The following is a 25,323-nucleotide window of genomic DNA, read 5'->3' as shown; positions in this document are numbered from 1 at the left end:
GTCCCGCGTCTGCACCCGCCCACCGGGGGGCCCCCGCTGGCGCCCCCCCCGAAGCACCCCCCGCAGCCCTCCCGGTAGTGGCCGTCGGGCGCCCGGTGCTCCACGCACCGGCCGCCCTTCGCATGTCCGGAGGGGACTACGCGTCCGCGGCCACGATCTCCCGGCACCGCTCCACGTCCGCGGCCATCTGCTCCAGCAGGCCCTCCAGCGAGTCGAACTTCGCCTGGCCGCGCACGTAGGCGAGGAACTCGACGGCGACGTGCAGCCCGTACAGGTCGAGGCCGACGCGGTCGATGGCGTACGCCTCCACCGTGCGCTCGGTGCCGTCGAACTGCGGGTTGGTGCCGACCGAGATCGCGGCGGGCATCGTCTCACCCTGCGCGTACAGGTACCCGGCGTAGACGCCGTCGGCGGGGATCGCGGTGTGCGGCAGGGTCTCCACGTTGGCCGTGGGGAAGCCGAGTTCGCGGCCGCGCTGGGCGCCCCGGACGACCACGCCCTCCACCCGGTGCGGGCGCCCGAGGATCTCGCGGGCGCCGGCGACGTCGCCCTCGGCGATCAGGGTGCGGGTCAGCGTGGAGGAGAACGGCTTGCCGCCGCCCGCCTCGCCGGTGACGTACAGGTCGACGATCTCCACCTCGAAGTCGTAGACCCGGCCCTGCTCGGCGAGGAAGTCCACGGTGCCGGCCGCGCGGTGCCCGAAGCGGAAGTTCGGGCCCTCCACGACCGCCTTGGCGTGCAGCTTGTCGACCAGGACCTTGACGACGAACTCGGCCGGGGAGAGCTGCGAGAACTCGGGGGTGAACGGCAGGACGAGCACCGCGTCGACGCCGAGGTCCGCCATCAGTTCGCAGCGGCGCGGGTGCGCGGCGAGCAGCGGGGGATGGCTGCCGGGCCGTACCACCTCGCTGGGGTGCGGGTCGAAGGTGACCACGACGGCCGGGACGCCCAGCTTCCGGGCGCGGTCGACGGCGTGCTCGATGATCAACTGGTGGCCGCGGTGGACACCGTCGTAGGACCCGATGGTGACGACACTGCGCCCCCAGTCCTGAGGGATGTCCTCCAAGCCACGCCAGCGCTGCACTGTGACCGCTCCTCGAACCCGTGTCCGTGTCTGACTCCTGTGCAGGTCTAAGGGTGCCATGCCCGGTCACAGGGGCTCGCATCGGTACGGCTCCTGTGACCGGGCGCACGCCCGAAACCCCTGCTCACGCGGGTACGGGCGTCCCGGCGAGGTTCTCGATGGCGCTCCGGGTGCCGGGGCCCGCGACCTCCGCCCAGTCCTCCTGGGCCTCGGTGAGCCAGCGGGTGAGCCGCGCGGCGAAGCCGGGCAGCTCCCGGACGAGACCGGCCAGGACGCGGTCGCCGCCCTGGGGGGTGCGGCCGAGGAGGCGGGCGGTGCGGTGGACGAGCCCGCGGGCCTCCCCCGCCGCCGGGCCCGCGCCGTCGCCGGGCAGGGCGGCCGCCGCGCGCAGCACCGCGGTCAGGACGGCCGGGTCCCGTTCATGGGCGAGCAGCAGGTCGAGCAGTTCGCGGCGCAGCGGGGTCGTGGCCTCGGTGCCGGGGGCGACGAGGACGGCTGCCAGGGCGGCGCGCACCGCTTCGAAGCCCTTGCCGAGCAGCCCGGTGAGCAGGGGCAGCAGGTCGGTGCGGGCGGTGGGGCCGTGGGCGAGGCGGCGGTCGACGTACGCGGCGACGCCGGGCGCGTTCTCCGGGCGGGGCGCGGCCGTCTCCCGGACGAGGACGGCGATACGGCGGGCGTGTGCCGGGTCGCTGACGTGGGCGAGCGCGCGCAGGGCGGCGGCGGTGTCGGGTCCGCCGCGCAGCCGGGCACGGAAGGCGTCCAGGACGGTGTCGGGGTGGGTGGCCAGGGCCGGCAGCAGGGCGGCGGGCGGCAGCCCCCGGTCACCGGCCCTGAAGTGGCGCAGGGCCCGCGCGAGGTGCTGGTCGCGGCTGACCGGGTCGACGGCGAGCAGGGCCAGGGCGCCGCCGTGCAGGGCGCGGTCGGCGGGGCGGGCCAGCAGGGCCTGGGCGGCGCGGCGCAGCAGGGCGCGGTCGGCGGGGGTGCCCGTGTGCGGGGCGGTGCGCCGGGCGAGGACCAGGGCGGTGGCCCGGTGGTCGGGGTCGTCGTCGCGGGCCCAGCGGTCGACGGCGCGGCAGGCGGCGGAGGGTTCGTCCTCGGCGAGCACGGCGAGCAGTTCGACGGCTTTGCGGCCGCCGCTGTCGATCAGGGCCTCGGTGAGGTCGTCGAGGGCGCCGTGCCGGTGGGTGTGCAGCAGGGCCTGGGCGGCGGTGGCCACGGTGGCGTGCGGGGTGGCGGGCAGCGGGCGCTCGTCGTCGAACCAGCGGGTGAGGTGCGGCTGGCCCGCGGCCGGGTCGGCGGCCAGGAGCCGGGCGGCGGCGTCGAGGTACCGCTCCCCCGCGCCCGCGGGTGCGGCCGGGTCGGCGAGCACCAGCTGTCGCAGCAGGCCGAACCGCTCGGCGTCGGGCAGGGCGAGCGCGGTCCAGAAGCCGGGACCGAGATCGTCGGGCACGGCCCGGCCCGCGCGCCGCCAGGCCACGACGCGGTCGGCCAGCAGGCGCAGCTCCTCGCGGTACGGCTGGGCGTCGGGCACGCTCAGCAGGGTCCGGCGCAGCAGCCGGGCGGCCCACCAGGACGCCGGGTCGAGATCGAGGGCGTCGGCCAGTTCCCGCAGCCGGAAGGCGAGCCGGCGGGGTGCACGGCGGCCGAGGAGCAGCAGCGCCTGTACGACGGGGCCGATCCGGTGGTGCGGCACGGGCGGTGTGCCGGGCGGCGGCTCGGCGCGGGGGTGGTGGACCAGGACCCGCAGTGCCTCGTCCAGGTCGAGATGGGTGCCCTGGAGCCAGTCGGCGAACTCCTCGTGGGCGAAGCGGTAGCCGCTCCCGGAGCGGACCAGCAGCCCTTCGGCGAGCACGGCGGAGGCCCATCCGGTGCCGTGGGCGAGCCTCGCCGGGGCGGGTCCCTGCGGGAAGAGGGCCTCGAAGGTCTCCCGGTCCAGCACGCCGTGTCCGTGCCCCAGGGCGCGCCGGGCGGCCTCGTGGACCTGCCCGGCGACCCTGGTGGCGAGGCGGCGTACGGCCCTGTCGCCGAGGCCGTCGGCGGCGGCGAGGCGCTCGGCGACGCGCAGGCACGTCAGGTCGAGGCGGGCGGCGAGGACGTCGTGCCGGTCCAGCGGGCGCAGGGGGGCGTCGGCGGGGAGCGCTGCCCTGACCTCGGCCAGCAGGCGCAGGGCGAGCGGGTGCCGGGCGTCGGCGCCGGTGAGGGCTCCGTCGGGGATGCCGTGCCGGGCGCGGGCGGCGCGGGCCTCCTGGCGGGTGAGGCCGGTCAGGCGGAGGCGTGCGGGGAACGACTCGGCGGCGCTCTCCCAGAACTCGTCCCGGCAGGCCAGCACCAGCCGGGCGCCGGTGGCGCGCAGCCAGTCGGTGCTCGCCCCGGCCCACTCGGGCAGGAGGGCGGGCGGCATCTCCTCGGGGGCGTCGAGGCAGAGCAGCAGCGGACGGCCCAGGCGCGCGGCGAGGGCGGCGAGCCGGTCGGGGTCGAGGTCGGCGAGGTCGGCGGGGCGCCCCGGTCCGGAGGCGGCGGCGACGGGCGCGGCGCGCTCCAGTGCGCGGCGGACGGCGTCGGCCACGGAGTCGTCGGTGCCCTTCAGGTCGGCGCCGCGCAGCCACAGCGTGGGGGCCGGGGTGTCGCCGCGGCGGCGCCGGGCGGCGAGCGCCGCCAGCTCGGTCGTACGGCCGCTGCCGGGGTCACCGGTGAGCGCGAGCACGGGGTGCGGCCCCTCGGCGAAGTCGGCCAACTCACCTGCGATCGCTTCCCGTTCGATGACGGAGTCGAGCCCGGTGAGGGTTCCGGGCGGGCCGTCCCGGCTGACGGAGGCGGCGCAGAGCTGGAGGACTCCGGCGAGGTTGAGGTCGGTGCCGTAGGCCGGGACGGTGGACTCGTTGCGGGCGAGCAGGGCGGCGAGCGCGGCGTCCGGCGCACAGGGGCGGACGGGGACGGCGAAGCCGGAGTCCCGGTCGGGGGAGCGCAGGGTGGCGCCGAGGACGCCGAGGACGGCGCCGGTGCGGGCGTCGAGCACCGGGCCGCCGGTCGTGCCGCCGCCGGGCCGCAGGGCGTCGCGGGCGGCGGTGCCGAGCGCGAGTTCCAGCGCGTCGTCAAGGACGCGGCCGCTGCCGTCGGCGGGGTAGGCCGCGCGGGCGGCGGTGAGCACCCTCGCCTCGCGCCAGCCTCCTGCGGCAAGGCGTACGTAGGTGCCCGCCTCGATGCGGTCGCGGACGGTCAGCGGCAGCGGGGCGACGCCCAGGCTCCCGGCGTGCACGAGCGCGAGTCCGTGCCGGGGCAGGGGGACGACGGCGTCGGCGTCGACCACGCGCGTGCGGTCGCCGGCGGCGCACAGCACCAGCCGGGACAGGCCCTCGACGGCGTCGTGGCTGGTGAGCAGGGTGCCCTGGTGGTCGGTGAGGAAGCCGATGCCGCGCAGGCGCCCGAAGAGGTCGCGGATGCGCACCAGGGCGTCCGGGCGGTCCCCGGGGCGGCCGGGTGCCGGGGCGGCCGTCCCGTCACCGCTGCCCGCTCGCGGCACTGCTCCCGCCATCGTCCCGCCCTCCCCAGCCGTGCACCCGCTTCCACCTCGACGGTAGGCACGTGATGATCACCGGAACAGGGCGCGGGGAGAAAGCGCCCCCTTCCGCTCCCCCGGTTCACTCCGAGCGCCCGTCCGGACGGGTGAATAGGCCGTGCGGAGTGGATAGACGTCTTGGGTGGGGGAACCGAGGGGGGACCGTGGAGCGGCGGGTGTGACACGTACCCCGTGACCGCCGCTCCACGGGCAGGGTCCCGCTCAGCCGAAGACGGCGAGGCTCTTGGCCTTGCCCTTCTGCTCCTCGACGAGCGCGAGGAACCGGCCCTCGGGGTCGAACACCGCGATGGGACCGGCGCCCGCGTACACCTCGGGCATCTCCAGCCGGACGCCGTTGAGCAGCAGCTTCCCGCGCCGCGTATCCACGTCCCAGCGGGGGAACGCGGCGGAGGCGGCCTCGGCGACCGGCATCACGGTCAGCTCCTCCTGGAGCTGGTCCAGGGTGCGGGCCGAGTCCAGCTTGTACGGGCCGACCCGCGTCCGGCGCAGCGCCGTGAGGTGGCCGCCGACGCCCAGGTCGGCGCCCAGGTCGCGGGCGAGGGCGCGGATGTAGGTGCCGGAGGAGCACACCACCGAGACGACCAGGTCGAGCACGGGGGTGCCGTCCTCGGCGACGGCGTCGCGGACGTCGTACACCGCGAAGGAGGAGACGGTCACGGGGCGGGCCGGGATCTCGAAGTCCTCGCCCTCACGGGCGCGCTTGTAGGAGCGCACGCCGTCGATCTTGATGGCGCTGACCTTGGACGGCACCTGCATGATGTCGCCGCTGAGCTTCGCCACACCGGCGTCGATGGCCTCGCGGGGCACCCGGGAGGCGTCGGTGGAGGAGCTGATCTCCCCCTCGGCGTCGTCGGTGAGGGTGTTCTGGCCGAGCCGGATGGTGCCCAGGTACTCCTTCTCGGTCAGGGCGAGGTGCCCGAGGAGCTTGGTGGCGCGCTCCAGACCGAGGACGAGGACACCGGTGGCCATGGGGTCGAGGGTGCCGGCGTGGCCGACGCGGCGGGTCCGGGCGATCCCGCGCATCTTGGCGACCACGTCGTGCGACGTGAAGCCCGACGGCTTGTCGACGATGACAAGGCCGTCGGGCGGGGTGGGCTTGGCTGTCATTCGGTGCTGTCGTCCGTCTCGTCGTCGGACTCCGGCTTGCGGTACGGGTCCGCGCCACCGGCGTACGCGGCGCCCGAGGACGCCTCGCGCACCTGGGCGTCGGACTGCCGGGCCCGGTCGAGGAGGTCCTCGATGTTGCGGGCCGTGTCCGGCAGGGCGTCCGCGACGAAGGTCAGCGTCGGCGTGAACTTCACCCCGGCCGCGCGGCCGACCTCGGAGCGCAGGATGCCCTTGGCGCTCTCCAGGCCCGCGGCGACGGCCGCCCGCTCCTCGTCGTCGCCGTAGACCGTGTAGAAGACGGTCGCCTCCCGCAGGTCACCCGTGACACGCGTGTCCGTGATGGTGACGTGCGAGCCGAGCCGCGGGTCCTTGATCCCCCGCTGCAGCTTCTGGGCCACCACCTCGCGGATGAGGTCCGCCAGCCTTTTCGCCCGAGCGTTGTCGGCCACTGGTCCGTCTCCCGTTCTTTCTTCTGCTTCGCGTTTCTTCGCGCTTCTTCGGTCAGTCGTCGTCGCCGTGGAAGCGCCGTCGTACGGACAGCAGCTCCACTTCGGGGCGGGCGGCGACCAGCCGTTCGCACTGGTCGAGTACGTCGGTGAGGTGCGCCGCGTCGCCGGACACCGTGGCGAGGCCGATGAGCGCTCGCCGGTGCAGGTCCATGTGATCCACCTCGGCCGCGCTCACGGAGTACTTCCGCTGGAGTTCGGCGACGATCGGGCGGACGACGGAGCGCTTCTCCTTCAGCGAGTGGACGTCGCCGAGGAGGAGGTCGAAGGACAGAGTCCCCACGTACATGTGAAACCGGTTAACCCGCCGGCCCGGGATCGGTGGTCTAAGCACCGTACCCCGTACGAGCTGCGTGCTCGACAGGGTTTCCGCCGCAACCTGGGGGCTCCGCCCCCCAGACCCCCGTTTGCCACCCACCCGTCTCGGTCGGCTCAATAGCCAACAGTTTCGGGTGGTGGGTGGGCATAGGCCGGGGGTCTGGGGGCGGAGCCCCCAGGGACGGCACGTCGGCCGACAGGTACAGGACCCATCGGCCGACGCACAGCGCAGCGTTACGCGCGCGGCTTCTCGCGCATCTCGTACGTCGCGATGACGTCGTCGACCTTGATGTCGTTGAAGTTTCCGAGGTTGATACCACCCTCGAAGCCTTCGCGGATCTCGGTGACGTCGTCCTTGAAGCGACGCAGTCCGGAGATGTTGAGGTTCTCGGCGATGACCTTGCCGTCGCGGAGGAGGCGCGCCTTGGTGTTGCGCTTGACCTCGCCCGAGCGGACCAGGACACCGGCGATGTTGCCCAGCTTGGACGACTTGAAGACCTCGCGGATCTCCGCCGTGCCGAGCTCGACCTCCTCGTACTCCGGCTTGAGCATGCCCTTGAGGGCCGCCTCGATCTCCTCGATGGCCTGGTAGATCACCGAGTAGTACCGGACGTCGACGCCCTCGCGCTCCGCCATCTGCGCCGCGCGGCCCGCTGCGCGGACGTTGAAGCCGATGACGATGGCGTCGGAGCCGGTCGCCAGGTTGATGTCGGACTCGGTGACCGCACCCACACCGCGGTGCAGGACGCGGATGTCGACCTCTTCGCCGACGTCGAGCTGGAGCAGCGAGGACTCGAGAGCCTCCACCGAACCGGACGCGTCGCCCTTGATGATGAGGTTGAGTTCCTGCACCAGACCGGCCTTGAGGGCCTCGTCCAGGTTCTCCAGCGAGAACCGGACGCCGCGACGGGCGAAGTTGGCGTTGCGCTCGCGCGCCGCCCGCTTCTCCGCGATCTGACGGGCCGTACGGTCCTCGTCGACGACCAGGAAGTTGTCGCCGGCGCCCGGGACGTTGGTGAGACCGAGGACGAGGACCGGGGTCGAGGGACCCGCCTCTTCCACGTTCTCGCCCTTGTCGTCGAGCATCGCGCGGACACGGCCGTACGCGTCGCCGACCACCATGGTGTCGCCGACCCGCAGGGTGCCTCGCTGGACCAGGACGGTCGCGACGGCACCGCGGCCGCGGTCGAGGTGGGACTCGATCGCGATGCCCTGCGCGTCCTGCTCCGGGTTGGCCCGCAGGTCGAGCGAGGCGTCCGCGGTCAGGACCACGGCCTCCAGCAGGCTCTCGATGTTGAGGCCCTGCTTGGCGGAGATGTCGACGAACATGGTGTCGCCGCCGTACTCCTCGGCCACCAGACCGTACTCGGTGAGCTGACCGCGCACCTTGGTCGGGTCGGCACCCTCGACGTCGATCTTGTTGACCGCGACCACGATCGGGACCTCGGCGGCCTTGGCGTGGTTGAGCGCCTCGACCGTCTGCGGCATGACACCGTCGTTGGCCGCGACGACCAGGATCGCGATGTCGGTCGACTTCGCACCACGGGCACGCATGGCGGTGAACGCCTCGTGACCCGGGGTGTCGATGAAGGTGATCTTGCGCTCTTCGTCGTTGACCTCGGTCGTGACCTGGTACGCACCGATGTGCTGCGTGATACCGCCGGCCTCGCCCGCGACGACGTTCGTCTTGCGGATGGTGTCGAGCAGTCGGGTCTTACCGTGGTCGACGTGACCCATGACGGTCACGACCGGCGGACGCGGCATGAGGTATTCCTCGCCGCCCTCGTCCTCGCCGAACTCGATGTCGAAGGACTCGAGCAGCTCGCGGTCCTCCTCCTCCGGGCTGACGATCTCGATGATGTAGTTCATCTCGCCGGCCAGGAGCTGCAGCGTCTCGTCGGAGACGGACTGCGTGGCGGTGACCATCTCGCCGAGGTTCATCATCACGGCGACGAGCGACGCCGGGTTGGCGTTGATCTTCTCCGCGAAGTCGGTGAGGGACGCACCGCGCGACAGGCGGACGGTCTGTCCGTTGCCGCGAGGCAGCATCACGCCGCCGACCGACGGGGCCTGCATGGCCTCGTACTCCTGGCGCCTCTGCCGCTTCGACTTGCGACCGCGACGCGCGGGACCGCCGGGACGGCCGAAGGCGCCCTGCGTGCCACCACGGCCACCCGGACCACCGGGACGACCACCGAAGCCGGGACGGCCACCGCCGCCACCGCCGGGACGGCCGGCGAAGCCGCCGCCACCGCCACCGGGACCACCGGGACGGCCGGCGAAGCCACCGCCGCCACCGCCACCCGGACGACCGGCGAAGCCGCCGCCGCCCGGACGACCGCCGCCGCCACCGGGACGACCGCCGGCACCGGGACCGCGGCCACCGGGGCCACCGCCGCCGGGACGCGGGCCCGCGGCGGGACGCTGCGGCATCATGCCGGGGTTGGGACGCGGACCGGCCGGGCCGGGACGCGGGCCGCCCTGCGGGCGGGGCATGCCGGCGGGCGACGGACCGGGACGGCCCGGAGCCTGCGGACGCGGACCGCCGCCCTGAGCGCCCGGACCCTGCGGACGGGGACCGGCGCCGGGGGCACCGGGACCGCCGGCCGGACGGGGGCCGCCCTGCGGACGGGGCGCCTGCGGGCGCGCCATGCCGGTGGAGCCACCGGACGTGAAGGGGTTGTTGCCCGGACGGGGACCGGCCGGACGGGCGCCGGGACGCTGGCCCTGGCCACCGGGGCGCGGGGCGCCCTGGCCGGGACGGCCCGACTGGCCCTGGCCACCCTGGCCGGGAGCGGCCGGACGGGCGCCACCGGGCTTGGGGGCACCGGGACGGGCACCACCGGGACGCGGGGCCTGCGTGGCGGGACCCTGCTGCGCGGCGGGGGCCTGCGGAGCCTGGGCGGCCGGCGGAGCGGTGAACTCCGGGGCGGCCGGGGCCGGGCGCGGCGCGGGCTTGGGACCCGGCACCGGACGCGGGCCGGAGGCGGCCGGCGCGGGAGCCGAGGGAGCCGCCGGGGCAGCGGGCTGCTGCGCGGCGGGCTTGGGGGCGCCCGGCTTCGGGGCAGCCGGACGGGCCGACTGCGCCGGGGAGGGCGCGCCGGGCTTGGGGGTCGCCTTGCGCGGGGCGGGCTTGCCGCCGCCCTGGAAGGCATCGGTCAGCTTGCGTACGACAGGCGCTTCGATCGTCGAAGACGCCGAACGGACGAATTCACCGAGTTCCTGGAGCTTGGCCATGACGACCTTGCTCTCTACACCGAACTCCTTGGCGAGTTCGTATACCCGGACCTTAGCCACTTCGCTCCTTTGAGGTCCGGGTGAAGCCGGACCGTCGCTAGTTCATGGGCGTACTCATCGCGTACTCATCGAGTGCTCATCGCAATCTCGACCTGCTTTCGACTCGCGAGGTACCAGGCCGCCACGGTGTTCCGGGCGGCACTTCTTACGGTGTTGCCTGCTCGACGTATCGGCGCAACGCGTTTGTGTCGAGCGCTTGCGGGGCGCGCAGTGCCCGCGCGAACGCCCGGCGGCGAACCGCCTGGTCCAGACAGACCGGTGCCGGGTGTACATAAGCACCCCGGCCGGGCAGCGTACCGCGAGGATCGGGGACGCAGGCGTCCTCGATCATCACGATCCGCAGTAGATCGTTCTTGGCCGCTCGCTTCCGACACCCCACACAGGTGCGTTCAGGGCATGCGCGGGTTGGCGTCCGGCCAGACACGATTAAGTCTACCTCCCCGTACCGACCTCACCCCTTTGGGGCAGAGGTCGAACAGTTGCAGTGTGGTGAACGGTCACGATCCGGTCGGGATCTGTCTCGATCCCGACCGTGATCACGACGGGATCTAGTCGGTGACCTGCTCGGTGTCCGGCCGGATGTCGATGCGCCAGCCGGTGAGGCGGGCGGCCAGGCGGGCGTTCTGCCCCTCCTTGCCGATCGCCAGCGACAGCTGGTAGTCCGGCACGGTGACCCGGGCGGAGCGGGCGGCGAGGTCGACGACCTCGACCTTGCTCACCCGGGCGGGTGACAGGGCGTTCGCCACCATCTCGGCCGGGTCGTCCGACCAGTCGACGATGTCGATCTTCTCGCCGTTGAGTTCGCCCATCACGTTGCGCACCCGGCCGCCCATCGGGCCGATGCAGGCACCCTTGGCGTTCAGGCCCGAACGGGTGGACCGCACGGCGATCTTGGTGCGGTGACCGGCCTCGCGGGCGATGGCGGCGATCTCCACCGAGCCGTCCGCGATCTCCGGCACCTCCAGGGCGAAGAGCTTCTTCACCAGGCTGGGGTGGGTGCGGGAGAGCGTGACCGAGGGACCGCGCACACCCTTGGCGACGCGGACCACGTAGGAACGCAGCCGCATGCCGTGCTGGTAGGTCTCGCCGGGCACCTGCTCCTGCACCGGCAGGATGGCCTCCAGCTTGCCGATGTCGACCAGCACGTTCTTCGGGTCGCGGCCCTGCTGGACCACGCCGGTGACGATGTCGCCCTCGCGCCCGGCGTACTCGCCGAGCGTGGCGTCGTCCTCCGCGTCCCGCAGCCGCTGCAGGATGACCTGCTTGGCGGTGGTGGCGGCGATCCGGCCGAACCCGGAGGGGGTGTCGTCGAACTCGCGGCGCTCCTGCCCCTCCTCCAGGTCCTCGGGGTCCTCCTTCGCCCACACGGTCACGTGACCGGTCTGCCGGTTCAGCTCCACGCGGGCGTGGCGACGGCTTCCCTCGGTGCGGTGGTACGCGATGAGGAGGGCCGACTCGATCGCCTCGACCAGCAGGTCGAAGGAGATCTCCTTCTCCCTGACCAAGCCCCGCAGGGCGCTCATGTCGATGTCCACGGCTACGCCTCCTCCTCTTCCTTCATGTCCTTCTTGTCCTTGCGGTTGAACTCGACCTGCACCCGCGCCTTGGCGATCTCCGGGAAGGCGAGCCGGCGGCTGGTGGCCTTGCGGCCCTTCACGCCGGGAACCTCCAGGTCCACACCCTCGTCGTCCACGCCCACGATGCGCGCGGTCACGTCCCCGCCGTCGGCGAGCTGGAACCTGGCCAGCCGGTCCAGGGCACGCCGGTAGTGGCGGGGTTCGGTGAGCAGGCGCTCGGCGCCGGGGGTGCCGACCTCCAGGTCGTAGGCCTGGTCTCCCATCGCGTCGGTCTCGTCGAGCTTCGCCGAGAGCGCGCGGCTCACATCGGCGATCCGGTCCAGGTCCGCTCCGGTGTCGGAGTCGACGACCACGCGCAGCACCCGCTTGCGTCCTACGGAGTCGAGGGCGATCTCCTCGAGATCCAGCCCCTGGGAGGTGACGAGCGGTTCGAGCAGCTCTCGCAGCCTCTCGCTCTGGGTGGTGCTCATCCGGGTGACTCCTCGGCCGCGTGTGCTGTTGTGGGATGGGTCGCGTGTCTGATCAAAGGGTATCCGGTCGCGATGGGTGTTGCCGTCCACCCGGCGCCGGGCGCCACCGCCCGGGGCGTCCGTCCGGTGGCCGTCGGGGCGTGGGGCGGTGCCGGTGAGTGGTGCGGGCACGGGGCGCGGGTACGGTGATCACGGGCGTGCCGCCCGTTCGCCGGGCCCCGCCTTCCGGTGCCCTCCCCGCGTCTTGCCGTACGAGCCCCCCGAGGACGTCTGCCGTGCCGTACTCCCCACCGCCGCGCGCCCGTTCGGGGCCGCGCAGAAGAACCCTGCTCGCCGCCCTCACCGGTGCCGGCGCCCTGCTGACGGGCTGCGCGTCCGGCCCGAGCCCCGCCGAACGCGCGGTGTCGGCGGCCACCCGCGCACGCGCGCGTGCGGCGCGCGACAGCGCCGATCTGCTGACGCGCTACGACGCGGTGCTCGACGCGCACCCGGCGCTCGCGGACCGGCTGGCCCCGCTGCGGGCGGCGGTGGCCGCGCACCGGGACGCCTTCGGCGGCAAGGACGAGTCCGGCACGCGCACGAAGAAACCGACCGCCCCGGCCCCCACGGCGCCCGCCGACCGGAAGGACGCGCTGGCCTCGCTGGCGTCCGCCGAGCGGACCGTGGCGGACCGGCGGGCGGGTGCGCTCCTGGAGGTGCCGGGCGATCTGGCACGGCTGCTGGCGTCGGTGTCGGCGGCCGGGGCCGCGCACGCGTATCTGCTGACGGAGGCGGCCAAGTGAGCGAGCAGGACAAGAAGGCCGAACTGGCGGCTCTGCAGACGGCGTTGGCGGCGGAGCACGCGGCGGTGTACGGCTACGGCGTGGTCGGCGGCCGGATCGGCGCGCCCCGGCAGGGCGAGGCGCGGTCCGCGTACGACGCCCACCGGGCGGCCCGCGACACCCTGGCCCGCTCGGTCCGCGACCTGGGCGGCGAGCCGGTGGCGGCGAGTCCCGCGTACGCGCTGCCCTTCTCGGTGGCCGACTCCCCCGCCGCGCTGCGCCTCGCCGCCGAGCTGGAGGAACGTCTCTCCGGGGTCTACGCCGACCTGGTCCGCGCCTCCACCGGCTCCCGGCGTACGGCGGCCACCGCCGCACTGCGCGAGGCGGCGGTGCGCGCGACCCGCTGGAGCGGGAAGGCCCCGGCGTTCCCGGGCCTGGCGGAGCGCGCCGACGACACGACGGGCCGCGCGGGAGCAGCGGACTCCGCCCCCTCGGCGACGCCCACCGCCTGAGCGGGACGCGGCGGGCGGTGAGCGGGAGGGCGTAGCCTTCCTGGGGCCTCTCGTCGTGGAGGGGCCCCGTGGACGCAGGAGAAGGGGAACGACTCGCGCATGGCTTTCGAACCGCCTCGGCGACTGGTCCGGGCGAGCCGGGAGACCGCTCCGCCCGGTGACGACTGGCTCACGAAGCTGCCCGAGGCGGCTGAACGGGCAGTCGCGCAGCGCGAGTTGACCGTGGACCGGGTGCAGGTGCCGGGCGGCCGCAGCAGCCTGGTGCTGCTGGTGCGGCGCGCGGACGGCAGCCCCGCCGTGCTGAAGCTGGCGCCCGCGCGGGCCCGGCCGGAGAGCGAGCGGGCGGCCCTGGCGCACTGGGCCGGGCTGGGTGCCGTACAGGTGCTGGACGGCGGGTCCGGGGACGTCGCGGAGGGCGCGCTGCTGCTGGAGCGGCTGCACCCGGACGTCTCGGTGCGCTCGCTGCCGGAGGCGAAGGCGCTGCTGGAGGCGGCCGGGACGCTGCGCCGCCTGTGGGTGGAGCCGCCGGCCGGGGAGGGCGCGCACCGGTTCGAGACGGTGGCGGAGCGCACCGGCAGGCAGGCCGAGGCGATGGCCGCGAGCGCCCTGACGGACCCCGAGGCCGCACCCCTGGTGGACGCGGCGCTCGCGGTGCGCGAGGAGCTGCTGGCCGGGGCGCCGGACCACCGGCTGCTGCACGGCACGTTCCGGCAGAGCAAGGTGCTCGGCGGGGAGCGGCTGCCATGGCTCGCGGTGGGCCCGGACCCGGTGGTCGGTGAGTGCGCGTTCGACCTGGCGCGGCTGGTGCGCGACCGGGTCGAGGACCTGATCGCGGTGCCGTCGGGCGCCTCGGTGACCCGGCGCCGGATCAAGCGGCTCGCGGAGTCGCTGGAGGTGGACCAGGAGCGGCTGCGCGGCTGGACGCTGTTCAGGGCCGTGGAGTCCGGGGTGCGCGCCCGCCGGGTGGGCCGGGAGCAGGACGCCGACCTGCTGCTGGAGTTCGCCACCTGGCTGTGAGGACGCGGGAAGGCCCGGCCGCGTGACGCGGCCGGGCCTTCTCATGTGTCCGCTCAGGCGGTGAGGCGGGCGATGGCCTCCTCGACCGTCAGCTCCTCGCGCTCACCGGTCTTGCGGTCCTTCAGCTCCAGCACGCCGTCGGCGCTGCGGCGTCCGGCGACCAGGATCTGCGGCACGCCGATCAGCTCGGCGTCGGTGAACTTCACGCCCGGCGAGACCCCGGCCCGGTCGTCGACCAGGACGCGGACGCCCGCGGCGGCGAGCTTGTCGGCGACGTCGAGGGCCAGCTCGGTCTGGAGCGCCTTGCCCGCGGCGACCACGTGCACGTCGGCCGGGGCGACCTCCTTGGGCCAGCACAGGCCGTGCTCGTCGGCGGTCTGCTCGGCGAGGGCGGCGACGGCGCGGGAGACGCCGATGCCGTAGGAGCCCATGGTGACGCGGACGGGCTTGCCGTTCTGGCCGAGCACGTCGAGCTTGAGGGCGTCGGCGTACTTGCGGCCGAGCTGGAAGATGTGGCCGATCTCGATGGCCCGGTCCAGCTTCAGCCCGGCGCCGCACTCGGGGCAGGGGTCGCCCTCCTGGACCACCACGACGTCGACGTACGCGTCGACCTCGAAGTCACGGCCCGCGACGACGTTCTTGGCGTGCGTGTGCTCCTTGTTGGCGCCGGTGATCCAGCCGGTGCCGGGGGCGACGCGGGGGTCGGCGATGTACTTCACCTTCTCGCCCAGGCCCTGCGGGCCGACGTAGCCGCGCACCAGGTCGGGGCGGCCGACGAAGTCCTCGGCGGTGACCAGCTCGACGGCGGCCGGGGCGAAGTGCTCCTCGACCTTGCCCATGTCGACCTCGCGGTCCCCGGGCACGCCCACGGCGACGATCTCGCCGTCCACCTTGACCAGCAGGTTCTTCAGGGTGGCGGAGGCGGGGACGCCGAGGGAGGCGGCGAGGGTCTCGATGGTCGGGGTGTCCGGGGTGGGGATCTCCTCCAGCGCGGGCACGGCCGAGCCGTCGACCGGGGCCGGCTCGTAGCGCACGGCCTCGGTGTTGGCGGCGAAGTCGCAGCTGGGGCAGTCGGCGAAGGTGTCCTCGCCGGCCTCGGCGGGGGCGAGGAACTCCTCGGACTGCGAGCCGCCCATGGCGCCGGCGGTGGCGGCGACGATGCGGTAGTCGAGGCCGAGGCGCTCGTAGATCCGCTGGTAGGCGGCGCGGTGCAGGGCGTAGGAGGAGGCCAGGCCCTCGTCCTCGGTGTCGAAGGAGTACGAGTCCTTCATCAGGAACTCGCGGCCGCGCAGGATGCCCGCGCGGGGGCGCGCCTCGTCCCGGAACTTGGACTGGATCTGGTACAGGATGACCGGCAGGTCCTTGTAGGAGGACGTCTGGTCCTTCACCAGCAGGGTGAAGATCTCCTCGTGGGTGGGGCCGAGGAGGTAGTCGCCGCCCTTGCGGTCCTGGAGGCGGAACAGCTCGGCGCCGTACTCGTCCCAGCGGCCGGTGGCCTCGTAGGGTTCGCGCGGCAGCAGGACGGGGAGGACGACCTCCTGGGCGCCGATGGCGTCCATCTCCTCGCGCACGATCCGCTCGACGTTGGCGAGGACCTTGGTGCCCAGCGGCAGCCAGGACCAGATGCCGGCAGCGGTGCGGCGGACGTAACCGGCGCGGACGAGGAGCTTGTGGCTGAGGACCTCGGCGTCCGCCGGGTCGTCGCGCAGCGTCTTCGCCAACAACTTGGACATGCGCTGGACCGGTACGTTCGCCATTTTTCTCGTACTCCTGCCGGAAATGTAGGTGATGGCTAGGAGGTTAGCCGGGCCGCCCGCGCGGGTGGAAATCGGTTACGGGCGGCGCAGCGGGAGGGGGGCGCCCATCACGGCGTACGGCTTGGGGGCGCTCGGGAAGTGGACCTGGCGGGCCAGGTCGGTGTAGCCGAGGGCGTGGTAGAGGCCGCGGGCGGGGCTGTCGGTGTCGATCGCGGAGAGGATGGAGCGGGGCTGGGCGGCGCTGTCGGTGATGCGGGTGATCAGGCGGCGGCCGATGCCCCGGTTCTGGTGGCCGGGGTGGACGTGCAGCTCGGTGATGACGAAGGAGTCGTCGAGCCAGCCGTCGTTGCCCAGGGCGCGCAGGTAGGGCTCCACGACGGTGGACCACCAGTGGGCGCGGGAGTTGGGCATGCCGTAGACGAACCCGATCAGCGCGCCCCGGCTGGTGGCGCCGAGGGCGCGGGCGCCGGGCATGAGCATGTGGCGCTGGACGATCTGCCGGCGTACGGCGATCTCGTCGGGGCCGAGACCGAAGGCGAGGGCCTGGACGGCGAGGGCCTCGTCGACGTGGGCTGCGAGGTCCAGGGTGCCGATCACGAGGTCCATGCCGGGAGCGTACAGGGGCGCCCGGCGGGGCCGGATCAGAAGAGGATGCTCATGAGGGCGCCGACCTCCTGGAAACCGGCCCTCTGGTAGGTCCGGCGGGCGGCGGTGTTGAAGTCGTTGACGTAGAGGCTGGCCACGGGGGCGACGTCGGCGAGGGCGTAGCGCAGCACGGCGGCCATGCCGGGGGCGGCGAGGCCCTTGCCGCGGTACTCGGGGGCGACCCACACGCCCTGGATCTGGCAGGCGTGCGAGGTGGCGGCGCCGATCTCGGCCTTGAAGACGACGTTGCCGTCCTGGTCGAGGCGGGCGAAGGAGCGGCCGGCGCCGACGAGTTCGGCGACCCGGGCCTGGTAGAGGAGTCCGCCGTCGCCGGCCATCGGGGAGACGCCGACCTCCTCGGTGAACATGGCCACGCACGCGGGCATGATCGTGTCCATCTCGTCCTTGCGGATGCGCCGGACGTAGGGGTCGGGGGTGATGTCGGCGGGCACGCGGTCGGTGACCATGAGGGGCTGGCGGGCGCGGACCTCGCGGGCGGGGCCCCAGTGGGGTTCCAGCAGGCGCCACAGCTCGGCGGTGGCCTCGACGGGGCCGACGATCGAGGAGCAGCGGCGGCCGGCCCGGCGGGCGCGGTCGGCGAAGGCGCGGACGGCACGGGGGGTGGCGCAGACGGGGACGAGGTTGGCGCCCGCGTAGCACAGGGACGTGAGCATGCCGTCCTCGTACCAGCCCCACATCTCGCCGCCCAGGCGCCAGGGGTCGAGGCCGGCGACCTGGACACGGGCGGACACGAAGGCGTTGGCGACGGGCTCGCGGTCGAGGATGGCGAGCGCTGCGTCGAGGTCGCTCGGTTCGAGCACCCGTGAGGTGGTCTGGGTCAACACGTGCGGGGCCTCACCCTGGGGGTTCTGCTTCGGTCCCCGCACTATAGCCGCGCTGCTTCGGGGGTGCGCCTTTGAGCTGGGGTGCCTGGTGTTCGTTCGGCGGGTGCGGGTGCGGGGTGGCTTGTCGCGCAGTTCCCCGCGCCTGGGGGCGGCCTGCGGCCTGCCCCCAGCCCCGCGCTGGAGGGGCGGGCCTGCGGCCTGCCCCTCCACTTCTCGGACCGCGTCAGCCGGCTACGGCCACCGTGGGCTCGCCGGAGGCGATGCCTTCGGCCTCCATCTTCTCTGCGAGCTTCATGGCTTCCTCGATGAGGGTCTCCACGATCTTCGACTCGGGGACGGTCTTGATGACCTCGCCCTTCACGAAGATCTGGCCCTTGCCGTTGCCGGAGGCGACACCCAGGTCGGCCTCACGGGCCTCACCGGGACCGTTCACCACACAGCCCATGACCGCGACGCGGAGGGGGACCTCCATGCCGGTCAGGCCCGCGGTGACCTCCTCGGCCAGCTTGTACACATCCACCTGCGCGCGCCCGCACGACGGGCAGGACACGATCTCCAGACCCCGCTGCTTCAGGTTCAGCGACTCCAGGATCTGGTTGCCGACCTTGACCTCTTCCACCGGCGGAGCCGACAGCGAGACCCGGATGGTGTCACCGATGCCCTCGGAGAGCAGCGCACCGAACGCCACCGCGGACTTGATCGTGCCCTGGAACGCCGGACCCGCCTCCGTCACACCCAGGTGCAGCGGGTAGTCGCACTGCGCGGCGAGCTGCCGGTACGCCTCGATCATCACGACCGGGTCGTTGTGCTTCACCGAGATCTTGATGTCCCGGAAATCATGCTCCTCGAACAGCGACGCCTCCCACAGCGCCGACTCCACCAGCGCCTCCGGCGTCGCCTTGCCGTACTTCTGCAGCAGACGACGGTCCAGCGAACCCGCGTTCACGCCGATCCGGATCGGGGTGCCGTGCTCCTTGGCCGCCTTCGCGATCTCGCGGACCTTGTCGTCGAACTGCTTGATGTTGCCCGGGTTCACCCGCACCGCCGCACAGCCCGCCTCGATCGCCGCGAACACGTACTTCGGCTGGAAGTGGATGTCCGCGATCACCGGGATCTGCGACTTCCGCGCGATCGTGGCCAGCGCGTCCGCGTCGTCCTGCGTCGGACACGCCACCCGCACGATCTGACACCCCGACGCCGTCAGCTCCGCGATCTGCTGCAACGTCGACCCGATGTCCGAGGTGCGCGTGGTCGTCATCGACTGCACCGAGACGGGGGCGTCGCCGCCGACCGCGACGGTGCCGACCTGGATCTGCCGGCTCCTGCGCCGCTCGGCGATCTTGGTCGGTACGGACGGCATGCCGAGAGAAATCGCAGTCATCTGCTGTGCAACCCCAAGTCGTGGATCAAGATCCGGTCCCGTGAACGGCGGGCTCCAGGCTTCGAGATTACGACACGGCACGGACCGCCAGCACATCCCACCCGGCAAACCCACCCAATGGATGGCGGCCCGGAACAGGGTGTTCCGGGCCGCCGTGCTGGTCGTGCGGTCAGGAGATCCGCACCGGGTTGACCACGTCCGCGATCAGCACGAGCACCGTGAAGCAGACGAAGATCCCGGCCACCACGTAGGCCACCGGCATGAGCTTGGCCACGTCGAACGGGCCGGGGTCGGGACGCCGCAGCAGACGGGCCACCTGGCGCCGCAGCGACTCCCACAGCGCGCCCGCGATGTGCCCGCCGTCGAGCGGGAGCAGCGGGAGCATGTTGAACAGGAACAGCGAGAGGTTGAACCCGGCGACCACGAAGACGGCCATGGCGACCTGCTGAGAGGCCGGGATGTCCAGCGTGGCGATCTCGCCGGTGACGCGGGCGGCGCCGACGATGCCCATCGGGGAGTCCGGCTCACGCGGCCCGTCGCCGAAGGCGGCGTTCCACAGGGCCGGGACCTTGCCTGGCAGGTCGACGAGGGACGCCACCGCGTTGCCGACCTGGTCGCCCATCCAGACCACGGAGTCGCCGAAGTCGAGCTTGACGACGCCGCGTGCCGGGCTGAAGCCGAGGAATCCGGCGGTGACGTACTCGCCCTGGACGTAGTTGCCGCTGGAGTCCTTCTTCGCCACCTGGTTGGTGGCGATGGTGGCATGGAGGGTCAGCTCCTTGCCGTCCCGCTCGACCACGATCGGGACGTCGCGGCCGGCGCTGTTCCGGATGAGGTCGGACAGCGTGTTCCACTTCTCGGTCGGCCGGCCGTCGAAGGAGACGATCTTGTCGCCGCCCCTGATCCCGGCGGCGGCCGCCGGGGAGGCCGGGTCGGACTTGCGGCAGTCGTCGCGGTGCTGGTTCTGCGCGATGACGCACGCCGAGACCGAGGAGACGGTGTTGGTCTCCTGCTGGATGCCGAAGCCCATCAGCACCGAGAGGAAGAGCCCGACCGCCAGGATCAGGTTCATGAAGGGGCCGGCGAACATGACGATGACGCGCTTCCACGGCTTGCGCGTGTAGAACATGCGCGTCTCGTCTCCGGGCTTCAGCTCCTCGTACGCCGCCGAACGGGCGTCCTCGATCATGCCGCGCCACGGTGAGGTGGAGCGGGCGGAGATCCGGCCGGCGTCGTCCGGCGGGAACATGCCGATCATGCGGATGTAGCCGCCGAGGGGAACGGCCTTGATGCCGTACTCGGTCTCGCCCTTGTGCCGCGACCAGATGGTCGGGCCGAATCCGACCATGTACTGCGGGACGCGGATGCCGAAGAGCTTGGCCGTCGACAGGTGCCCCAGCTCGTGCCAGGCGATCGAGACGAGCAGGCCGACCGCGAAGACCACTATGCCGAGGATGAACATCAAGGTCGTCATGCACGCGCCTCCGCGGTAGCCGTCCGGTTGGTCAGTTCGCGGGCCCGGGCCCTGGCCCAGGTCTCCGCTTCGAGGACGTCCGACACCGTGAGTGAAGTTCCCGTGACCGGGGTGCCGTGCTCCTCGACCACCCGGATGACGGTCTCCATGATCCCGTTGAAGGGCAGAGCGCCGCCCAGGAAGGCTTCGACGCACTCCTCGTTTGCCGCATTGAACACCGCCGGGGCGGTGCCCGCGAGCCGGCCCACGTGCCGGGCGAGGTTCACCGAGGGGAAAGCCTCGTCGTCCAGCGGGAAGAACTCCCACGTGGACGCCTTGCTCCAGTCGAAGGCCGGGGCGGCGTCCGGGACGCGCTCGGGCCAGCCCAGTCCGATGGCGATCGGCCCCCGCATGTCGGGGGGCGTCGCCTGGGCGATCGTGGAACCGTCGTTGAACTCGACCATCGAGTGGACATACGACTGGGGATGCACGACCACCTCAATGCGGTCGAAGGGAATGTCGTAGAGCAGGTGCGCCTCGATGACCTCCAGCCCCTTGTTGACCAGGGTGGCGGAGTTGATCGTGATCACCGGGCCCATCGCCCAGGTGGGGTGCGCGAGGGCGTCGGAGACGGTGACGTGCGCCAGCTCGGCCTTGGTGCGGCCGCGGAAGGGGCCGCCCGAGGCGGTGACGACCAGCTTGCGGACGTCGGCGCGGGTCCCGGCGGCCAGGGACTGGAAGAGGGCCGCGTGCTCGGAGTCCACCGGGATGATCTGGCCGGGCTTGGCCAGCTCCTTCACCAGGGGGCCGCCCACGATCAGCGACTCCTTGTTGGCGAGCGCGAGGGTGCGGCCCGCCTCCAGGGCGGCCAGGGTCGGCGCGAGGCCGATGGAGCCGGTGATGCCGTTCAGGACGGTGTGGCAGTCGGAGGCGGCGACCTGGGCGGCGGCGTCGGGTCCGGCGAGGATCTCCGGGAGCGGCTCGCCGCCGTACCGCCCGGCCAGGGCCTCGCGCAGCGCCGGTACGGCGTCCTCGCGGGCGACCGCGACGGTGGCCACCCGCAGCTCGCGCGCCTGCTCGGCCAGGAGGTCCACCCGGCCGCCGTTCGCGGAGAGGGCGGTGACCCGGAAACGGTCGGGGTTGCGCAGCACCAGGTCGATGGCCTGGGTGCCGATGGACCCGGTGGAGCCGAGGATCACCACGTCCTTCGGCCCGTCGCCCGCGACGGGGTCGTACACGAGGTGCGGGTCGGCGAGCGGGGCGGGGCTGGCGAGGCTGTCGGTCATCCCTCCATTGTGGCCGCACCCGCGGGCCCTCCGGACCGCGTGTCCCCCGCCCGGGTGGCGGGGCCGGGAGCCCGGCGCCCGGCACATCTCCCGCCTTTGTGAATCATGGGTGAAGATCCTGTGATAACAATTCGGTTGAACGGGTGAACTTATCGCCCGCGCACCGCCTTTGTGAACGACATCCTTGGGGGGATCTCTTCGTGCGTACCGTGCGCCTTCGCGCCGCCCTGCCCGCCCTCGCCGGCGCGGCCCTGCTGACCGGCACCCTGCTGAGCACCCCGGCCCAGGCGGCCGGGGGTGTCCAGATCCACCGGGTGTACTTCGACAGCCCCGGCACGGACACCCGGTCCAACTCCAGCCTCAACGGCGAGTGGGTCCAGCTCAAGAACACCGGCCGCTCGGCGGTCTCGCTGAAGGGGTGGGTCCTCAAGGACGCCTCGAACCACAAGTACTCCTTCCCGAACGTCACGCTCGGCGCCGGGAAGTACGTGAAGGTGCACACCGGCAGCGGCCGCGACACCACCTCGGACAAGTACCAGGGCCGCCGCGCCTACGTCTGGAACAACACCAGCGACACGGCGACCCTGACCAAGTCGAACGGCTCCAAGGTCGACACCTGCTCGTGGACGACCCGGAACGGCAGCGACACGTACTGCTAGGCGCCGTACGGGCGGCGGGCGTTGGCGCGCTCGCTCGCTCCCGGGGTGGCGTCCGCGATCCACGCGCCCTCCCCCGAGGGGTCGAGGACGCCCTCCTCCAGCCACTCGTAGGCCCCGCCGAGGACGCCCTTGACCACCTTGCGGTCGACGCCGTCGGTGTTGTGCCACAGACGGGCGAACAGCTCGTCCACGCGGACGCGGGCCTGGCGGCAGAAGGCGTCGGCGAGCTGGTACGCCTCGCGGCCGTGCTCGCCCTCGCGGCGCAGCCGCTCGGCCCGCACACAGGCCGCGCTCATGGCGAACAGCTCCGCGCCGATGTCCACGATCCGGCCGAGGAAGCCCTGCTTGGTCTCCATCCGGCCCTGCCAGCGGGACATGCCGTAGAAGGTGGCACGGGCCAGCTTGCGGGCGTGCCGCTCGACGAACCGCAGATGCCCGGACAGGTCGATGCCGTGCTTGAACTCGGCGTACGAGGAAGGCAGTTGTCCGGGACCGGCGACCAGCTTCGGCAGCCACTTGGCGTAGAAGACGCCCGCGCCCGCACCCGCCTTCGCCTTGTCCTGGAGGGACTTGTCGGGGTCGATGAGGTCACCGGCGACCGAGAGGTGGGCGTCGACGGCCTCGCGCGCGATCAGCAGGTGCATGATCTCGGTGGAGCCCTCGAAGATGCGGTTGATGCGCAGGTCGCGCAGCATCTGCTCGGCCGGTACGGCACGCTCGCCGCGGGCCGCGAGGGACTCGGCGGTCTCGTAGCCGCGGCCGCCGCGGATCTGGACCAGCTCGTCGGCCATCAGCCAGGACATCTCCGAGCCGTACAGCTTGGCGAGGGCGGCCTCGATGCGGATGTCGTTGCGGTCCTCGTCGGCCATCTGGGAGGCGAGGTCGACGACCGCCTCCAGGGCGAACGTGGTCGCCGCGATGAAGCTGATCTTGGAGCCCACGGCCTCGTGCAGCGCGACCGGCTTGCCCCACTGCTCGCGCTCGGCGGCCCACTGGCGGGCGATCTTCAGGCACCACTTGCCCGCGCCGGCGCACATCGCGGGCAGCGACAGCCGACCGGTGTTGAGCGTGGTGAGCGCGATCTTCAGGCCCGCGCCCTCGGGGCCGATCCGGTTGGCGGCGGGCACCCGCACCCGGTGGAAGCGGGTGACGCCGTTCTCGATGCCGCGCAGGCCCATGAAGGCGTTGCGGTTCTCCACCGTGATGCCCTCGGCGTCGGCCTCCACCACGAACGCGGTGATGCCGCCGGGGTGCCCCTCGGACTTCGGTACCCGGGCCATGACCACGAGGAGGTCGGCGACGACCCCGTTGGTGGTCCACAGCTTCACGCCGTCCAGGACGTAGTCGTCGCCTTCCGGGACCGCCGAGGTGGCCAGGCGCGCCGGGTCCGAGCCGACGTCCGGCTCGGTGAGCAGGAAGGCGGAGATGGCGGTGGTGGCGCAGCGGGGCAGGAAGGCGTCCTTCTGCTCCTGGGTGCCGAAGATCTTCAGCGGCTGCGGCACGCCGATCGACTGGTGGGCGGAGAGCAGCGCGCCGACGGCGGGGCTGACCGAGCCGACCAGGGCGAGGGCCTTGTTGTAGTAGAGCTGGGAGAGGCCGAGGCCGCCGTACTTGGTGTCGATCTTCATCCCGAGGGCGCCGAGCCGCTTCAGGCCGGCCACGACCTCGTCGGGGATGCGGGCCTCGCGCTCGATGCGGGCCGCGTCGATCTCCGTCTCGCAGAAGGCGCGCAGCTCGGCGAGGAATGCCTCGCCGCGCCGGACGCTCTCGGCGTCGGGGAGCGGATGGGGGTGGATGAGGTCCAGCCGGAAGCGCCCGAGGAAGAGCTCCTTGGCGAAACTGGGCTTGCGCCAGTTCTGCTCCCGGGCGGCCTCCGCCACCTGCCGGGCCTCGCGCTCGGAGACGTTGGTGCGTTGAGTGGTGGGGGCGGACATGAGGCTCACCTCGCCGCGAAGAGGGATGGTGGCGGACCGTGGGTAACCGACCCGTTGCTACTGGATCGTTGGTACCTGAATCGGGCGCGCCCCACCACCCCTTGCGCGTCCGTTCGGGTGAACGGACGCGGCGGGGGGCGGGCTCTCGCTCAGGCGGTCTGGAGCGCCTGAGCCAGCGGCTCGTGCTCCTCGGCGGGGCCGTCCTCGGTGGCGGCCGGGGTGCCGCGGCGGCCGGTGAAGGCGTAGGCGGCGCCGACCAGCAGTCCGCCGCCGACGAGGTTGCCGAGGCCGACCAGGAGGAGGTTGTGGCCGAAGGCGGCGAGCGTGTCGCCGGGGACGTGCTCGAAGAGGCCGAGCGAGAAGGTCGTCATGTTGGCGACGACGTGCTCGAAGCCGGAGGCGACGAAGGCGAGGATGCCCGCGAAGATCAGCATGATCTTGGCCGCGTCGGAGCGGGTGCGCATGCCCATCCACACGGTCAGGCAGACCAGGAAGTTGCAGAGCACGCCGCGGAAGAACATCGCCTCGCCGCTCTCGGCCATCTTGGCGGTGAGCATGCCCGTCAGACCGGCCAGGCCGGGGGCGGACGCTCCGGGAGCGGGGACGACGTCCAGCACCCCGGCGGCGTGGACCAGCCAGGCGAGGGCGACCGAGCCGGCCAGGTTGCCGACGAAGGAGCCGACGATCACGGCGAGCGCGTTGACGGGCGAGATGGCCCGGCGTACCGCGCCCTGGACCATCGTCATCATGTTGCTGGTGGCCAGCTCGCCGCCGGCGAAGATCACCAGGGTCAGCGCGACCCCGAAGACCAGTCCCTGGACCAGCTTGACCCAGGGCGAGTGCGCGGCGCTGAGCGGGCCGGACACGCTGACCATCAGGACGACGCCCATGCCGATGAAGGCTCCGGCGAGCGCCGAGAGGACCAGGTAGCGACCGGGGGAACGGAGCAGCTTCGCCTTGCTCCGGGCGGTGGCGACCTGCGCGTCCAGGGCGTCTTCCATGGGTATCGGCACGATGCCCTCTCACTTTCCGCGAATGACCGCTCCGATTGCGGCTCGATGCGGAGGGAAGTGTGCGCCCGCGCGTACGAAAAAGTCAAAAGTGCAATCAATGGCTCGATAGGCGCCGTTTATCGGA

At 72.8% G+C, this 25,323-nt stretch carries 21 protein-coding genes; 4 read left to right on the top strand and 17 right to left on the bottom strand.

Going from position 1 to position 25,323, the window contains the following annotated elements; all coding sequences use genetic code 11:
• Window positions 1-136 precede the first annotated feature (136 nt).
• The 9 genes from ABZ898_RS03435 to rimP form a co-directional block, all read right to left on the bottom strand.
• A complete protein-coding gene (locus tag ABZ898_RS03435; RefSeq protein ID WP_361652235.1) occupies window positions 137-1,084 on the bottom strand; it encodes a bifunctional riboflavin kinase/FAD synthetase in 948 nt (315 codons plus the stop codon).
• 124 nt (window positions 1,085-1,208) lie between these two features.
• Window positions 1,209-4,616: a serine protease gene (locus tag ABZ898_RS03430; RefSeq protein ID WP_361652233.1), complete on the bottom strand. Its 3,408-nt coding sequence runs from the start codon at window positions 4,614-4,616 to the stop codon at window positions 1,209-1,211.
• 246 nt (window positions 4,617-4,862) lie between these two features.
• On the bottom strand, window positions 4,863-5,768 hold the full coding sequence (gene truB / locus ABZ898_RS03425; RefSeq protein ID WP_361652231.1) for a tRNA pseudouridine(55) synthase TruB: 906 nt from the start codon (window positions 5,766-5,768) through the stop codon (window positions 4,863-4,865).
• Window positions 5,765-6,217, bottom strand: coding sequence for a 30S ribosome-binding factor RbfA (rbfA, locus tag ABZ898_RS03420; protein WP_361652229.1), 453 nt, complete (start codon window positions 6,215-6,217; stop codon window positions 5,765-5,767). The genes truB and rbfA overlap by 4 nt, the downstream gene beginning before the upstream one ends.
• A gap of 52 nt (window positions 6,218-6,269) precedes the next feature.
• Window positions 6,270-6,563 carry a DUF503 domain-containing protein gene (locus tag ABZ898_RS03415; protein WP_030817206.1) on the bottom strand — a complete coding sequence of 98 codons (294 nt, stop codon included), beginning with the start codon at window positions 6,561-6,563 and terminating at the stop codon, window positions 6,270-6,272.
• Between the two features lie 263 nt (window positions 6,564-6,826).
• Window positions 6,827-9,889, bottom strand: a complete 3,063-nt coding sequence (infB, locus tag ABZ898_RS03410) for a translation initiation factor IF-2 (RefSeq protein WP_361652227.1) — start codon at window positions 9,887-9,889, stop codon at window positions 6,827-6,829.
• Between the two features lie 145 nt (window positions 9,890-10,034).
• Window positions 10,035-10,313, bottom strand: coding sequence for a YlxR family protein (locus ABZ898_RS03405; RefSeq protein ID WP_361652225.1), 279 nt, complete (start codon window positions 10,311-10,313; stop codon window positions 10,035-10,037).
• Between the two features lie 124 nt (window positions 10,314-10,437).
• A complete protein-coding gene (gene nusA / locus ABZ898_RS03400; RefSeq protein ID WP_361652223.1) occupies window positions 10,438-11,424 on the bottom strand; it encodes a transcription termination factor NusA in 987 nt (328 codons plus the stop codon).
• A 2-nt stretch (window positions 11,425-11,426) separates the two neighbouring features.
• Window positions 11,427-11,936: a ribosome maturation factor RimP gene (rimP, locus tag ABZ898_RS03395; protein ID WP_361652221.1), complete on the bottom strand. Its 510-nt coding sequence runs from the start codon at window positions 11,934-11,936 to the stop codon at window positions 11,427-11,429.
• Between the two features lie 275 nt (window positions 11,937-12,211).
• On the opposite strand from rimP, the gene ABZ898_RS03390 reads away from it, so the two are divergent.
• The 3 genes from ABZ898_RS03390 (at window position 12,212) to ABZ898_RS03380 (ending at window position 14,226) form a co-directional block, all read left to right on the top strand.
• The gene (locus tag ABZ898_RS03390) at window positions 12,212-12,718 is read left to right on the top strand and encodes a hypothetical protein (RefSeq protein ID WP_361652219.1); all 507 of its coding nucleotides are present in this window, start codon (window positions 12,212-12,214) and stop codon (window positions 12,716-12,718) included.
• Complete coding sequence (locus tag ABZ898_RS03385; RefSeq protein ID WP_361652217.1) at window positions 12,715-13,209, top strand: ferritin-like domain-containing protein; 495 nt, start codon at window positions 12,715-12,717, stop codon at window positions 13,207-13,209. The genes ABZ898_RS03390 and ABZ898_RS03385 overlap by 4 nt, the downstream gene beginning before the upstream one ends.
• A gap of 99 nt (window positions 13,210-13,308) precedes the next feature.
• Complete coding sequence (locus tag ABZ898_RS03380; protein ID WP_361652215.1) at window positions 13,309-14,226, top strand: aminoglycoside phosphotransferase family protein; 918 nt, start codon at window positions 13,309-13,311, stop codon at window positions 14,224-14,226.
• Window positions 14,227-14,279: 53 nt separating this feature from the next.
• Here ABZ898_RS03380 and ABZ898_RS03375 read toward each other — a convergent pair whose 3' ends face one another.
• The 6 genes from ABZ898_RS03375 to dxr form a co-directional block, all read right to left on the bottom strand.
• A complete protein-coding gene (locus tag ABZ898_RS03375; RefSeq protein WP_361652213.1) occupies window positions 14,280-15,983 on the bottom strand; it encodes a proline--tRNA ligase in 1,704 nt (567 codons plus the stop codon).
• Between the two features lie 75 nt (window positions 15,984-16,058).
• Window positions 16,059-16,589, bottom strand: a complete 531-nt coding sequence (locus ABZ898_RS03370; protein WP_361652211.1) for a GNAT family N-acetyltransferase — start codon at window positions 16,587-16,589, stop codon at window positions 16,059-16,061.
• 35 nt (window positions 16,590-16,624) lie between these two features.
• On the bottom strand, window positions 16,625-17,473 hold the full coding sequence (locus ABZ898_RS03365; protein WP_361652209.1) for a GNAT family N-acetyltransferase: 849 nt from the start codon (window positions 17,471-17,473) through the stop codon (window positions 16,625-16,627).
• A gap of 223 nt (window positions 17,474-17,696) precedes the next feature.
• Window positions 17,697-18,854, bottom strand: coding sequence for a flavodoxin-dependent (E)-4-hydroxy-3-methylbut-2-enyl-diphosphate synthase (ispG, locus tag ABZ898_RS03360; protein ID WP_361652207.1), 1,158 nt, complete (start codon window positions 18,852-18,854; stop codon window positions 17,697-17,699).
• Window positions 18,855-19,023: 169 nt separating this feature from the next.
• Window positions 19,024-20,328 carry a site-2 protease family protein gene (locus ABZ898_RS03355; protein ID WP_361652205.1) on the bottom strand — a complete coding sequence of 435 codons (1,305 nt, stop codon included), beginning with the start codon at window positions 20,326-20,328 and terminating at the stop codon, window positions 19,024-19,026.
• Window positions 20,325-21,593, bottom strand: coding sequence for a 1-deoxy-D-xylulose-5-phosphate reductoisomerase (gene dxr, locus ABZ898_RS03350; protein ID WP_361652203.1), 1,269 nt, complete (start codon window positions 21,591-21,593; stop codon window positions 20,325-20,327). The genes ABZ898_RS03355 and dxr overlap by 4 nt, the downstream gene beginning before the upstream one ends.
• A 200-nt stretch (window positions 21,594-21,793) precedes the next feature.
• Here dxr and ABZ898_RS03345 point away from each other — a divergent pair, with 200 nt between their 5' ends.
• On the top strand, window positions 21,794-22,252 hold the full coding sequence (locus ABZ898_RS03345) for a lamin tail domain-containing protein (protein ID WP_361652201.1): 459 nt from the start codon (window positions 21,794-21,796) through the stop codon (window positions 22,250-22,252).
• Here the strand turns inward: ABZ898_RS03345 and ABZ898_RS03340 are convergent.
• Entirely contained in the window at window positions 22,249-24,186 is a 1,938-nt protein-coding gene (locus tag ABZ898_RS03340) for an acyl-CoA dehydrogenase family protein (RefSeq protein WP_361652199.1), read from the bottom strand. The two genes, ABZ898_RS03345 and ABZ898_RS03340, sit on opposite strands and share 4 nt — an antisense overlap.
• 149 nt (window positions 24,187-24,335) lie before the next feature.
• The gene (locus ABZ898_RS03335; protein WP_361652197.1) at window positions 24,336-25,199 is read right to left on the bottom strand and encodes a formate/nitrite transporter family protein; all 864 of its coding nucleotides are present in this window, start codon (window positions 25,197-25,199) and stop codon (window positions 24,336-24,338) included.
• Between the last annotated feature and the right edge of the window lie 124 nt (window positions 25,200-25,323).

Source organism: Streptomyces sp. NPDC046860 (genome assembly GCF_040645115.1).
Lineage (GTDB): Bacteria > Actinomycetota > Actinomycetes > Streptomycetales > Streptomycetaceae > Streptomyces.
Note: the sequence above shows the minus strand (reverse complement) of the source record. Positions and strands in the feature narration are given on the sequence as shown.